General features: G+C 55.2%; 12 protein-coding genes. 10 read left to right on the top strand and 2 right to left on the bottom strand.

Going from position 1 to position 12,591, the window contains the following annotated elements:
- Positions 1-9 precede the first annotated feature (9 nt).
- From cyoB to F3J28_RS11935, 5 genes are all read left to right on the top strand, one after another.
- Positions 10-2,001, top strand: coding sequence for a cytochrome o ubiquinol oxidase subunit I (gene cyoB / locus F3J28_RS11915; RefSeq protein WP_166866359.1), 1,992 nt, complete (start codon positions 10-12; stop codon positions 1,999-2,001).
- Positions 1,991-2,599 (top strand): cytochrome o ubiquinol oxidase subunit III, encoded by a 609-nt coding sequence (locus F3J28_RS11920; RefSeq protein ID WP_008454595.1) that lies wholly within the window; start codon positions 1,991-1,993, stop codon positions 2,597-2,599. The genes cyoB and F3J28_RS11920 overlap by 11 nt, the downstream gene beginning before the upstream one ends.
- Positions 2,599-2,928, top strand: coding sequence for a cytochrome o ubiquinol oxidase subunit IV (locus F3J28_RS11925; protein WP_008454594.1), 330 nt, complete (start codon positions 2,599-2,601; stop codon positions 2,926-2,928). Before F3J28_RS11920 ends, F3J28_RS11925 begins: the two co-directional genes overlap by 1 nt.
- Positions 2,929-2,939: 11 nt before the next feature.
- The gene (gene cyoE / locus F3J28_RS11930; protein ID WP_166876103.1) at positions 2,940-3,827 is read left to right on the top strand and encodes a heme o synthase; all 888 of its coding nucleotides are present in this window, start codon (positions 2,940-2,942) and stop codon (positions 3,825-3,827) included.
- A gap of 147 nt (positions 3,828-3,974) precedes the next feature.
- Complete coding sequence (locus tag F3J28_RS11935) at positions 3,975-5,336, top strand: MFS transporter (protein WP_166876106.1); 1,362 nt, start codon at positions 3,975-3,977, stop codon at positions 5,334-5,336.
- Between the two features lie 69 nt (positions 5,337-5,405).
- On the opposite strand, the gene F3J28_RS11940 is transcribed toward F3J28_RS11935, so the two are convergent.
- Positions 5,406-5,897 (bottom strand): YajQ family cyclic di-GMP-binding protein, encoded by a 492-nt coding sequence (locus F3J28_RS11940; protein ID WP_008454581.1) that lies wholly within the window; start codon positions 5,895-5,897, stop codon positions 5,406-5,408.
- A gap of 140 nt (positions 5,898-6,037) precedes the next feature.
- Between F3J28_RS11940 and panE the strand changes: the two genes are divergently transcribed.
- Both panE and yajL read left to right on the top strand, forming a co-directional pair.
- Positions 6,038-6,955, top strand: a complete 918-nt coding sequence (gene panE / locus F3J28_RS11945; RefSeq protein WP_166876109.1) for a 2-dehydropantoate 2-reductase — start codon at positions 6,038-6,040, stop codon at positions 6,953-6,955.
- Positions 6,915-7,511: a protein deglycase YajL gene (yajL, locus tag F3J28_RS11950; protein ID WP_008454578.1), complete on the top strand. Its 597-nt coding sequence runs from the start codon at positions 6,915-6,917 to the stop codon at positions 7,509-7,511. Before panE ends, yajL begins: the two co-directional genes overlap by 41 nt.
- Before the next feature lie 251 nt (positions 7,512-7,762).
- On the opposite strand, the gene thiI is transcribed toward yajL, so the two are convergent.
- The gene (gene thiI / locus F3J28_RS11955; RefSeq protein ID WP_166876112.1) at positions 7,763-9,211 is read right to left on the bottom strand and encodes a tRNA uracil 4-sulfurtransferase ThiI; all 1,449 of its coding nucleotides are present in this window, start codon (positions 9,209-9,211) and stop codon (positions 7,763-7,765) included.
- Between the two features lie 221 nt (positions 9,212-9,432).
- Here thiI and xseB point away from each other — a divergent pair, with 221 nt between their 5' ends.
- The 3 genes from xseB to dxs are packed head-to-tail and all read left to right on the top strand — an operon-like array spanning position 9,433 to position 12,468.
- The gene (xseB, locus tag F3J28_RS11960; RefSeq protein ID WP_039290760.1) at positions 9,433-9,675 is read left to right on the top strand and encodes an exodeoxyribonuclease VII small subunit; all 243 of its coding nucleotides are present in this window, start codon (positions 9,433-9,435) and stop codon (positions 9,673-9,675) included.
- Position 9,676: 1 nt separating this feature from the next.
- A complete protein-coding gene (ispA, locus tag F3J28_RS11965; protein ID WP_166876115.1) occupies positions 9,677-10,576 on the top strand; it encodes a (2E,6E)-farnesyl diphosphate synthase in 900 nt (299 codons plus the stop codon).
- Positions 10,577-10,605: 29 nt separating this feature from the next.
- On the top strand, positions 10,606-12,468 hold the full coding sequence (gene dxs, locus F3J28_RS11970) for a 1-deoxy-D-xylulose-5-phosphate synthase (protein WP_166876118.1): 1,863 nt from the start codon (positions 10,606-10,608) through the stop codon (positions 12,466-12,468).
- Positions 12,469-12,591 lie beyond the last annotated feature (123 nt).

Below are 12,591 nucleotides of genomic sequence, written 5' to 3' on the forward strand. Positions count from 1 at the left end.
AATAATACGATGTTCGGAAAACTTACACTGGATGCAATCCCGTACCATGAGCCAATTGTCATGGTTACGGTTGCGGCAATCATCGTCGGGGGACTGGCGCTGCTTGCGGCTATCACTTACTTCGGTAAGTGGGAATATTTATGGAAAGAGTGGCTAACCTCCGTTGACCACAAACGCCTCGGCGTGATGTACGTTATCGTCGCTATCGTCATGCTGCTGCGCGGCTTTGCCGATGCGGTAATGATGCGTAGCCAGCAGGTGCTGGCCTCCGCCGGCGAAGCAGGCTTCCTGCCGCCTCACCACTACGATCAGATCTTTACCGCCCACGGCGTTATCATGATCTTCTTCGTGGCGATGCCATTTGTTATCGGCCTGATGAACATCGTTGTGCCTTTACAGATTGGCGCGCGTGACGTTGCCTTCCCATTCCTGAACAACCTGAGCTTCTGGTTCACCGTTGTCGGCGTGGTGCTGGTTAACCTGTCACTGGGCGTGGGCGAATTCGCTCAGACCGGCTGGGTAGCTTATCCACCGCTATCGGGGATTGAGTACAGTCCGGGCGTCGGGGTCGATTACTGGATCTGGAGTCTCCAGCTATCCGGTATCGGTACGACACTGACCGGTATTAACTTCTTCGTGACTATTCTGAACATGCGTACCCCGGGTATGACTATGTTCAAAATGCCGGTGTTCACCTGGGCTTCGCTGTGTACTAACGTACTGATTATCGCCGCGTTCCCAATCTTCACCGTGACCGTCGCGCTGCTGACCCTGGACCGCTACCTTGGCACCCATTTCTTTACCAACGATATGGGTGGCAACATGATGATGTACATCAACCTCATCTGGGCATGGGGCCACCCGGAAGTTTATATCCTGGTGCTGCCGGTGTTTGGTGTGTTCTCTGAGGTGGTTGCAACCTTCTCTAAAAAGCGTCTGTTCGGTTACACCTCCCTGGTGTGGGCGACCATCGCGATTACCGTTCTGTCGTTCATCGTTTGGCTGCACCACTTCTTCACCATGGGCAGCGGGGCGAACGTAAACGCCTTCTTCGGTATTGCCACCATGATTATCGCCATCCCGACCGGGGTGAAGATCTTCAACTGGCTGTTCACCATGTATCAGGGCCGCATCGTCTTTAACTCCGCGATGCTGTGGACCATTGGCTTCATCGTCACCTTCTCAATCGGTGGGATGACCGGTGTTCTGCTGGCGGTGCCGGGCGCGGACTTCGTGCTGCACAACAGCCTGTTCCTGATTGCACACTTCCACAACGTTATCATCGGCGGCGTGGTCTTCGGTTGCTTCGCGGGTCTGACCTACTGGTGGCCAAAAGCGTTCGGCTTCACGCTGAACGAAACCTGGGGCAAACGCGCCTTCTGGTTCTGGATTATCGGTTTCTTCGTGGCATTTATGCCGCTGTACGTGCTGGGCTTCATGGGCATGACCCGTCGTCTGAGCCAGCAGATCGATCCACAGTTCCACACCCTGCTGGTTGTTGCAGCCTGTGGTGCGGCGCTGATCGCTCTGGGCATTCTGTGCCAGCTGATTCAGTTCTACGTTTCTATCCGTGACCGCGAGCAGAACCGCGATCTGACCGGTGACCCATGGGGTGGCCGTACGCTGGAGTGGGCAACGTCTTCCCCACCTCCGTTCTATAACTTCGCCCACCTGCCGCACGTTCACGAGCGTGATGCATTCTGGGAAATGAAAGAGAAAGGTGAAGCGTACAAGCAGCCTGCGCACTATGAAGAGATTCATATGCCGCGTAATAGCGCAGCCGGTATCATCATCGCTGCATTCAGCACCGTGTTTGGCTTTGCCATGATCTGGCACATCTGGTGGCTGGCGATTGTTGGCTTTGCCGGCATCGTTATCACCTGGATTGCGAAAAGCTTCGACGAAGATGTGGATTACTATGTTCCGGTGGCTGAAGTCGAAAAACTGGAAAATCAGCATTTCGAAGAACTCACCAAAGCAGGGCTGAAAAATGGCAACTGAGACTGTAAATAACGCCCACGCCGCGGAGCACGGGCACCACGATGCGGGAACCAATAAGGTCTTTGGTTTCTGGATCTACCTGATGAGCGACTGCATTCTGTTCTGTTGCTTGTTCGCGACCTATGCCGTTCTGGTGAACGGCACCGCAGGTGGCCCGGCAGGGAAAGACATCTTCGAGCTGCCGTTCGTGGCCGTTGAAACTGCCCTGCTGCTGGTGAGCTCCATCACCTACGGCATGGCGATCATCGCCATGAATAAAGGCAACAAAAGCCAGGTTATCTCCTGGCTGGCGCTGACCTTCCTGTGCGGTGCAGGCTTCGTTGGGATGGAAATCTATGAATTCCATCACCTGATCAAAGAAGGCTTCGGCCCGGATCGCAGCGGCTTCCTGTCAGCGTTCTTCGCGCTGGTCGGTACCCACGGTCTGCACGTAACTTCCGGTCTGGTGTGGATGGCATTCATGATGATTCATGTTTCCCGCCGCGGCCTGACCAGCACCAACCGTGCGCGTCTGATGTGCCTGAGCCTGTTCTGGCACTTCCTTGACGTGGTTTGGATCTGCGTATTCTCTGTAGTCTATCTGATGGGGGCAATGTAATGAGTCATTCAACTGAACATAGCGGCGCCCACCACGGTAGCGTGAAGACCTACATGACAGGTTTTATCCTGTCTATCATCCTGACGGCTATTCCGTTCTGGATTGTAATGGAAGGCACGGCCTCTCACGGCACCATGCTTGCCGTGATCCTGGTGACTGCAGTCGTCCAGATTCTGGTGCACCTCGTGTGCTTCCTGCATCTGAACACCTCGTCGAGTGAGCGCTGGAACCTGGTGGCCTTCGCCTTTACGGTGCTGATTATTGCCATTCTGGTGATTGGCTCGATCTGGATTATGTGGAACCTCAACCTGAACATGATGGTTCACTAAGAGCGGCATGTATGATTAAGCAATACCTGCAAGTAACGAAACCAGGAATTATTTTCGGTAATTTAATTTCTGTCATTGGGGGATTTTTACTGGCCTCGAAGGGCAATATTAATTACCCGCTGTTCCTCTATACGCTGGTTGGCGTATCACTGGTGGTCGCATCAGGTTGTGTTTACAACAACTTTATCGACCGCGATATCGACCAGAAAATGGAGAGAACGAAAAATCGGGTGCTGGTTAAAGGCCTGATTTCACCGAAAATTTCGCTGGTGTACGCCACCGTGTTGGGTATTGCTGGCTTCATGCTGCTGTGGTTTGGTGCTAATCCGCTGGCAATGTGGCTGGCCGTGATGGGCTTCGTGGTGTATGTCGGGGTGTATAGCCTCTACATGAAACGCCACTCGGTCTACGGCACGCTCATCGGCAGCTTGTCCGGTGCGGCTCCTCCGGTTATCGGCTACTGTGCCGTGACCAACGAGTTCGACACCGGCGCCGCTATCCTGCTGGCTATCTTTAGCCTGTGGCAGATGCCGCACTCCTATGCGATTGCCATCTTCCGCTTTAAAGATTACCAGGCTGCCAATATTCCGGTTTTGCCGGTGGTAAAAGGCATTTCCGTCGCCAAGAACCACATCACGCTGTACATCATCGCTTTTGCGGTGGCGACGCTGATGCTTTCTCTGGGCGGCTATGCCGGATACAAATACCTGATCGTCGCCGCGGCGGTCAGCGTCTGGTGGCTGGGTATGGCGCTGCGGGGCTATAAAGTGGAAGACGATAAGGTCTGGGCGCGCAAGCTGTTCATCTTCTCTATCGTGGCCATTACCTCGCTGAGCGTCATGATGTCGGTCGATTTTATGGTGCCAGACTCACATAATCTGCTGACTTACGTCTGGTAAGTCGCGAAAAGCATAAAAGGGCACCTCGGTGCCCTTTTTTATCAGTATCATCAAAGCACCTACCCTGTAATATCTGCTAAATAACTAACGATTTACCCTCCCCTGCCCTCGCACTACACTAAGGCCGACTTTTTATCTGAGGTGGTAATGAACGATTACAAAATGACGCCCGTCGAGCTGCGTGCGACGTGGGGTTTAGGCACTGTCTTTTCCCTGCGTATGCTGGGTATGTTTATGGTATTGCCGGTTCTTACCACCTGGGGTATGGCGCTGCAGGGCGCAAGCGAAGCGCTCATCGGCCTGGCAATCGGCATTTATGGCCTGGCGCAAGCCGTCTTCCAGATCCCTTTTGGCCTGCTTTCTGACCGTATTGGCCGCAAGCCGCTGATCGTTGGCGGGCTGGCTATCTTTGTGCTCGGCAGCGTTATTGCCGCCCTGAGCGACTCCATTTGGGGCGTCATTTTAGGCCGTGCGCTGCAGGGCTCCGGCGCAATCGCCGCCGCTGTTATGGCGCTACTCTCCGATCTAACTCGTGAACAGAACCGAACCAAAGCGATGGCCTTTATCGGCGTCAGCTTCGGGGTAACCTTCGCCATCGCGATGGTGCTCGGCCCGATCATTACTCAGGCGCTTGGCCTGCAGGCGCTGTTCTGGATGATTGCCGTCTTAGCCAGCTGCGGCATTCTGATTACGATTTGGCTGGTCCCGAATAGCAAAACGCACGTGCTTAACCGCGAGTCGGGAATGGTCAAAGGCTGCTTCCGCAAAGTGATGATGGAGCCGAAGCTGCTAAAGCTGAATTTCGGCATCATGTGCCTGCATATCATGCTGATGTCCACCTTTGTCGCCCTACCGGGCCAGCTTGAACAGGCAGGCTTTCCGGCGGCTCAGCACTGGAAAGTCTATCTTTGCACCATGCTGATTTCGTTTGTTTCGGTCGTACCCTTTATTATTTATGCCGAAGTTAAACGCCGCATGAAGCACGTCTTTGTCGGCTGCGTGGCGGTACTTTTGATTGCTGAGATCGTGCTTTGGGGCGCGGGCCCGCACTTCTGGGATCTGGTGATTGGCGTGCAGCTGTTCTTCCTCGCCTTTAACCTGATGGAAGCGATTCTGCCTTCGCTTATCAGCAAAGAATCTCCGGCGGGCTACAAAGGCACAGCCATGGGCATCTACTCCACCAGCCAGTTTATCGGCGTAGCCATCGGCGGCTCGCTCGGCGGCTGGCTGAACGGGCTGTTTGATTCGCAAACCGTCTTCCTGGCAGGCGCGGTGCTGGCGATGGTCTGGCTATTCGTCAGTTGGACGATGCAGGAGCCGCCTTACGTCAGCAGCCTGCGCATTGAGCTGCCAGAAAGCAGTGCGAACGACGAACATTTGCGCGAAAGGCTGCTGGCTCAGCCAGGCGTGAGTGAAGCGAACATCATTCCAGAAGAACGCAGCGCGTATGTGAAAATCGACAGCAAGCTGACAAACAGATATGAGATTGAGCAGGTGGTGAAAGGATAGAACATCCCTCACCTGATCCGGTGAGGGATTAAGCAGCATTCCCTCTCATTTTTCAGGAGAGGGAGTGAATCAATCGCGGAAGTTCTTAAACTGGAACGGCTGCCCCAGATTGCCGCCACGAATCAGCGCCATTACGGCCTGTAAATCATCGCGAGCTTTACCCGTCACGCGGATCTCTTCGCCCTGAATCTGGGTCTGAACCTTCAGCTTGCTGTCTTTAATCAGCTTAATGATTTTCTTCGCAACGCTTGCTTCAATACCCTGTTTCAGCTTAGCTTCCACGCTCCAGGTTTTGCCGCTGTGAACAAACTCTTCAGGCACATCAATAGAGCTGCCTTCGATGCCGCGCTTAAGCAGCTTGGCGCGCAGGATATCCAGCAGCTGGTTTACCTGGAAGTCAGATTCGCTGGCAACTTTGATGGTCTGATTTTTTTCATTCAGCTCAAAGCTTGCCGGCACGTTGCGGAAGTCAAAACGGGTCGCCAGCTCGCGCTCGGCGTTCTCTACCGCGTTGTTTACTTCCTGCAGGTCGATTTCAGAAACGATATCAAAAGATGGCATGTGTTTTCTCCCTCTCTGGTTTGCGTTGCATAATACCCGCTGGGCTGCGCAAAACAACCTGTTAAAGAGCCGGGAAGCCGATAACGCTATAATAGAAAGTAAGTTTAGCATTCGCGTAGTGTGCGAATGGGGAGGCAATAATGAAAATCACCGTGCTGGGTTGCGGTGCGCTGGGTCAGCTCTGGTTGACCGCACTTCACAAGCAAGGGCATGAGCTTCAGGGCTGGCTGCGTGTGCCGCAGCCGTATTGCCACGTCAATCTGCTCGATACCACCGATGGCAGCGTCTTTAACGAGTCCTTCACGGCTAACGATCCCGAATTTCTTGCCACCAGCGACCTCCTGCTGGTGACGCTCAAAGCGTGGCAGGTTTCTGATGCCGTGCGCACTTTGGCAGCCCAGCTGCCTTCGAGCTGCCCGATATTGTTGCTGCATAACGGGATGGGGACGCTGGATGAGCTAAACGGATTGCCCCAACCTTTGTTGCTCGGATTAACCACTCAGGCCGCGAAAAGAGACGGAAACGTGATTGTGCACGTCGCTTCCGGCATCACTCACGTTGGCCCGGGGAACGCTAAAGCCAGCGACTTCAGCTACCTTGCAGATACACTCCATGCCGCGCTGCCCGATGTGGCCTGGCACAACAATATCCAGCCGGCGAGCTGGAACAAACTCGCGGTAAACTGCGTGATAAACCCGCTGACCACGCTGTACAACTGCACTAACGGCGAATTGAAGAATCATCTCGATGAGGTGACCAGCATTTGTGAAGAAGTCGCTCAGGTGATGACGCGCGAGGGCCATCATACCTCGCCCGAAAGCCTGCTGGATTATGTCGGGCAAGTGATAGAAAGCACGGCAGAAAATACCTCATCGATGCTGCAGGACATCCGCCTGGAGCGCCACACGGAAATTGACTATATCACCGGCTACCTGCTGCGCAGAGCGAGAGCTCACGGCGTCCCTGTGCCTGTGAATGCCCGGCTCTATGAGCAGGTTAAACGTAAGGAGAATGAATATGAGCGCACAAGCGCTGGTCTGCCTGGCACCTGGCACTGAAGAGACCGAAGCGGTTACCACTATCGATCTGCTGGTCCGCGCCGGGATCAAGGTGACGACGGCGAGCGTTGCTCCCGATGGCGACCTGAAAATTGTTTGCTCACGCGGCGTGAAATTACTGGCGGATGCGCCGCTGGTTGAAGTGGCCGACGGCGATTTTGACATCGTGGTGCTCCCCGGCGGCCTGAAAGGTGCCGAATGCTTCCGCGACAGCCCGCTGCTGGTCGAAACCGTGCGCCAGTTTCATCTGTCAGGCCGGATCGTTGCCGCCATTTGTGCGGCGGCGGGCACTGTTCTGGTCCCGCACGAGCTGTTCCCGATAGGCAACATGACCGGTTTCCCTGGCCTGAAGGACACCATTCCCGAAGGGCAATGGCAGGATAAACGCGTCGTCTGGGACCCACGAGTTAACCTGCTCACCAGCCAGGGGCCAGGAACCGCGATTGATTTTGCGCTGAAGATTATCGACTTATTGGTCAGCCGTGAAAAGGCTCATGAAGTGTCGCAGCAGCTGGTGCTGGCGGCGGGGATTTATAGCTTCAGGGATTACCAGTAAGAGCCCCTCACCCTAACCCTCTCCCCAGAGGGGCGAGGGAACCAGGACGGTGCACACCCTCTTCTTCCGAGAAATCGAGCTAACCAGAACTCTCTCCCTTTTAGGAAGAGAGTTTTAACAAGAATTCTTCCTCCCCCTTTTAGAGAGAGAATACTCCCCCTAAATTCTCCCTCTCCCTTTTAGGGAAAGAACACGCCCCCTGAATTCTTCCTCTCCCTTTTAGGGAGAGGGCCGGGGTGAGGGTCAGTCCTTTACGGGCGGTAAACCTTAATATTCTTAAAGCCCTGCTCGCTCAGATACAGAGCCTGCAGGCGGCTCATCACGCCACGCTCGCACCACAGCAGGTAAGTTTTGCTCTGGTCGAGATCGCCGAACTTAGTGCTCAGCTTGTAGAACGGTAGCGCCACAACCTCAACGCCTTCCAGCGCGAAAGGTTTCTCGTCCACTTCGTCGTTGGAGCGAATATCCAGCAATACCTCGTTGGCGCCGAACGCATTAACCGTTTCGACTTCCACGACGTCCTGCTTCGTCTGGGTCGCAATATCGCGAATATCGATATTGGTCGCCTCGGCAACCACGCGATCCAGAATCGAGAAGTCAAACTTCTGCTCTTCTTCCTCAATCTTCGCCTTCACAGCTTTCACCGTCGGGCTTTTCGAGATCACGCCGCAGTATTCTGGCATGGTGCGAGCGAAATCAGCGGTACCGATTTCACGGGCCAGATCGATAATGTGCTCTTTGTCGTGAGAGATCAGCGGACGCAGGATCAGCGTATCGGAAACGTTGTCGATCAGGCGCAGGTTGGTCAGCGTCTGGCTGGACACCTGGCCTAACGCCTCGCCGGTCACCAGTGCCTGAACGCCATAGCGCTCGGCAACCTGAGAGGCAGCGCGCACAAACATACGTTTCAGTACAACGCCCATCTGCCCGTCTTCCACTTTCTCCAGGATCTCGCCGACCACTGGCTCAAAGTTAATGGCAACAAAACGCACACGGTGAGAGCTGCCGAAGCGGTTCCACAGATAATGTGCCACCTGCTTCACGCCGATTTCATGAGCAGCACCGCCCAGGTTGAAGAAGCAATAATGCACGCGGCAGCCGCGACGCATCAGCATGTAGCTGGACACGCCGGAGTCGAAACCACCGGAAATCAGCGACAGTACGTCTTCCTGAGTCCCGATTGGGAAACCGCCGATGCCTTCGTAACGGCCTTTAACCAGCAGCAGGCGATCGTTCTCGATCTCAAGGTTAACCGTCACGTCCGGATCGTTGAGCTTAACGCGTGCGGATTCGATGTGCTGATTCAGGCCGCCGCCAACGTAGCGTTCAACGTCAATGGAGCTAAATTCGTGTTTGCCACGGCGTTTTACGCGCACGCAGAAGCTCTTACCTTCCAGCTTGTCGCGGTACAGTTCCAGCGCCTGCTCAAAGATATTGTGCATGTCGGTGTACGGCACATCTTCAACTTCAAGAATGTGGTGGATACCCGGAATGCGGGTCAGCGCTTCACGAATGGCGATACGCTGGTTTTCATCTTTGGCGCGAACTTCAATGTTGTCCCAGTGGCGAACAACCGCCAGGCTCTCATCGTAGTGTTTTAAAACGTTACGAATATTCCCGGTGAGCATCTTAATAAAGCGTATGCGCACAGATTGGCTCTTGATGGTGATTTCCGGGAACAATTTAATGATAAACTTCATGGCGGTAAGGGTTCGTTTAGTCAGCCGGGCTGGCTGCGCAGCACGCGGGCATAGAAAGAAGTACTTGCAGCGGCGTCATGCCACCTGCATCCGAGGCGCGCAAGTATATCACCATCCCACAAAGACTGCGCACCTTAACCGACTTGCACGAGCTAGCTTGATAATCACATTGACTCCGCTACCATGTCGGCGTCGAATTAAAACAGAGTCAGACATTCACCATGCCGAAAAAAACCGAATCTCCGGCCAGCTTCGAAACCGCACTGGTCGAACTGGAGCAAATAGTTACTCGTCTGGAAAGCGGCGATCTTGCCCTTGAAGAGGCGTTAAACGAATTTGAGCGCGGCGTGCAGCTGGCTCGCCAGGGGCAAGTGAAACTCCAGCAGGCAGAGCAGCGCGTACAGATCTTACTGAGCGACAGCGAAGACGCCCCTCTGACTCCCTTTACCCCGGACGCCGAGTAATATGGATTTTAATCAACAGCTTCAGGCCCACGTTGTACGGGTTAACGACGCTATTGCGCGCTTTCTGGCGCCGCTGCCGTTTCAGAACAGTCCACTGGTTGAAGCGATGCACTATGGCGCACTATTGGGCGGTAAACGCCTGCGCCCGTTCCTGGTGTACGCCACCGGCGAAATGTTTGGCGTCGCCGACGAAGCGCTCGACGCGCCTGCGGCGGCAGTGGAATGCATTCACGCCTACTCCCTGATTCACGATGATTTACCGGCCATGGATAACGACGATTTACGTCGTGGGCAGCCGACCTGCCACATAAAATTTGGCGAAGAGAACGCCATTCTGGCCGGAGACGCCCTGCAAACGCTGGCGTTTTCTATACTGAGTGATGCACCAATGCCCAGCGTTGATATTGCCGATCGCTTAGCCATGGTTTCGGAATTAGCCACCGCCAGCGGTGTGGCAGGTATGTGTGGCGGCCAGGCGCTGGATTTAGAAGCCGAAGGCAAGCAAGTTGACCTGGCTTCCCTGGAACGCATTCACCGCCATAAAACCGGGGCATTGATTCGCGCCGCCGTTCGCCTGGGCGCGCTGAGCGCCGGTGAAGCAGGCCGAAAAGCCCTGCCGATTCTGGACCGCTATGCTGCAAGCATCGGCCTCGCTTTCCAGGTTCAGGATGACATCCTGGACGTTGTCGGCGATACCGCTACGATAGGCAAACGCCAGGGTGCCGACCAGCAGTTGGGCAAAAGTACCTATCCGGCGCTGCTGGGGCTTGAACAGGCGCAGGCAAAAGCGCAGGATCTCTATCAGGAAGCACTGCAGGCTCTGGCCGAACTTGCCGAGCTGTCGCTGGACACGGCGGCACTGAAAGCGTTAGCCAACTACATTATCCACCGTGATAAATAACGTATAACAACGATGAGTTTAGATTTCTGATGAGTTTTGATATCGCCAAATACCCGACCCTCGCTCTGGTGGATGCCAGCCCGGATCTGCGAGTGCTGCCTAAAGAGAGCTTACCTAAGCTTTGCGATGAGCTGCGCCGTTACCTGCTCGACAGCGTAAGCCGCTCCAGCGGGCACTTTGCCTCCGGTCTCGGCACGGTCGAACTGACCGTGGCGCTGCACTACGTCTATAACACGCCGTTCGATCAACTCATCTGGGACGTCGGCCACCAGGCCTACCCGCACAAAATTCTGACCGGCCGCCGCGATAAAATTGGCACCATTCGCCAGAAAGGCGGCCTGCATCCGTTCCCATGGCGCGCGGAAAGCGAGTACGACGTGCTGAGCGTGGGTCACTCTTCCACCTCCATTAGCGCGGGTATCGGGATCGCCGTTGCCGCTGAAAAGGAAGGGAAAGACCGGAAAACCGTTTGCGTGATTGGCGATGGCGCAATTACCGCCGGGATGGCCTTCGAAGCGATGAACCATGCCGGCGATATCCGCCCGGACATGCTGGTGGTGCTTAACGACAACGAAATGTCGATTTCCGAGAACGTCGGCGCGCTGAACAACCATCTGGCGCAGCTGCTTTCCGGCAAGCTTTACTCCACGCTACGCGAGGGTGGCAAAAAAGTGTTCTCCGGCGTGCCGCCAATCAAAGAGCTGCTGAAGCGTACCGAAGAGCATATCAAAGGCATGGTGGTTCCAGGGACGCTGTTTGAGGAGCTCGGCTTTAACTATATCGGGCCTATCGACGGCCACGATGTCGTTGGCCTGGTGAATACGCTGAAGAACATGCGCAGCCTGAAAGGCCCGCAGTTCCTGCATATCATGACCAAAAAGGGGCGCGGCTACGCCCCGGCAGAAAAAGATCCGATCAGCTTCCACGCGGTGCCGAAGTTCGATCCACAGAGCGGGACGCTGCCGAAAAGCACCGGAGGCCTGCCAAGTTACTCGAAGATTTTCGGCAACTGGCTCTGCGAAACCGCAGCCCACGATGACAAACTGATGGCAATCACGCCTGCCATGCGTGAAGGCTCCGGCATGGTGGAATTCTCGCGCCAGTATCCTGACCAGTACTTTGATGTGGCGATTGCCGAGCAGCACGCAGTGACCTTCGCTGCAGGCCTGGCGATTGGTGGCTATAAGCCAGTGGTTGCGATCTATTCCACCTTCCTGCAGCGCGCTTACGACCAGGTGATTCACGACGTAGCGATTCAGAAGCTGCCGGTGATGTTTGCCATCGATCGTGCAGGCATTGTCGGCGCTGACGGCCAGACGCACCAGGGCGCTTTTGATATCTCCTTCCTGCGCTGCATCCCGGACATGGTGATCATGACGCCAAGCGACGAAAACGAATGCCGCCAGATGCTGCACACGGGTTACCACTACAGCGCAGGCCCAAGCGCCGTGCGTTACCCGCGTGGGACCGGAACCGGAGCAGAGCTGGAACCGCTCGTGGAGCTGCCGCTGGGTAAAGGTGTAGTGAAACGCGAAGGCGAAAAAATTGCGCTGCTCAACTTCGGCACTTTGCTACCGGAAGCCGCAGCGGTAGCCGAAGCGCTGAATGCCACGCTGGTCGATATGCGTTTTGTTAAGCCACTGGATGAAGCCCTGATTCTGGAACTTGCCGCCAGTCACGACTCTCTGGTGACGATTGAAGAGAACGCCATTATGGGTGGGGCTGGGAGCGGCGTAAACGAAGTGCTGATGGCTCACCGTAAACCGGTTCCGGTGCTTAACCTCGGCCTGCCTGATTTCTTCATTCCTCAGGGCACCCAGGAAGAAGCGCGCGCTGCGATTGGCCTTGATGCGGCCGGGATCGAAGCCAGGATTCGGAGCTGGGTGGGTTAACTTCATCCGTACACTAAATAATTAAACCCACAGCACGACGGCAAGTGAGCATATCCCGATGAGCTTACTTAGGTAAGTGATTCGGGTATGAGAGCGCCGCCAACACCGCTGTGGTTTGAAGGA

Source organism: Enterobacter sp. Ap-1006, assembly GCF_011752835.1.
GTDB lineage: Bacteria > Pseudomonadota > Gammaproteobacteria > Enterobacterales > Enterobacteriaceae > Cedecea.

Coding starts and splice junctions, on each gene's coding strand:
- cyoB (WP_166866359.1), top strand. CDS start 10: ATGTTCGGAAAACTTACACTGGATGCAATCCCGTACCATGAGCCAATT.
- F3J28_RS11920 (WP_008454595.1), top strand. CDS start 1,991: ATGGCAACTGAGACTGTAAATAACGCCCACGCCGCGGAGCACGGGCAC.
- F3J28_RS11925 (WP_008454594.1), top strand. CDS start 2,599: ATGAGTCATTCAACTGAACATAGCGGCGCCCACCACGGTAGCGTGAAG.
- cyoE (WP_166876103.1), top strand. CDS start 2,940: ATGATTAAGCAATACCTGCAAGTAACGAAACCAGGAATTATTTTCGGT.
- F3J28_RS11935 (WP_166876106.1), top strand. CDS start 3,975: ATGAACGATTACAAAATGACGCCCGTCGAGCTGCGTGCGACGTGGGGT.
- F3J28_RS11940 (WP_008454581.1), bottom strand. CDS start 5,897: ATGCCATCTTTTGATATCGTTTCTGAAATCGACCTGCAGGAAGTAAAC.
- panE (WP_166876109.1), top strand. CDS start 6,038: ATGAAAATCACCGTGCTGGGTTGCGGTGCGCTGGGTCAGCTCTGGTTG.
- yajL (WP_008454578.1), top strand. CDS start 6,915: ATGAGCGCACAAGCGCTGGTCTGCCTGGCACCTGGCACTGAAGAGACC.
- thiI (WP_166876112.1), bottom strand. CDS start 9,211: ATGAAGTTTATCATTAAATTGTTCCCGGAAATCACCATCAAGAGCCAA.
- xseB (WP_039290760.1), top strand. CDS start 9,433: ATGCCGAAAAAAACCGAATCTCCGGCCAGCTTCGAAACCGCACTGGTC.
- ispA (WP_166876115.1), top strand. CDS start 9,677: ATGGATTTTAATCAACAGCTTCAGGCCCACGTTGTACGGGTTAACGAC.
- dxs (WP_166876118.1), top strand. CDS start 10,606: ATGAGTTTTGATATCGCCAAATACCCGACCCTCGCTCTGGTGGATGCC.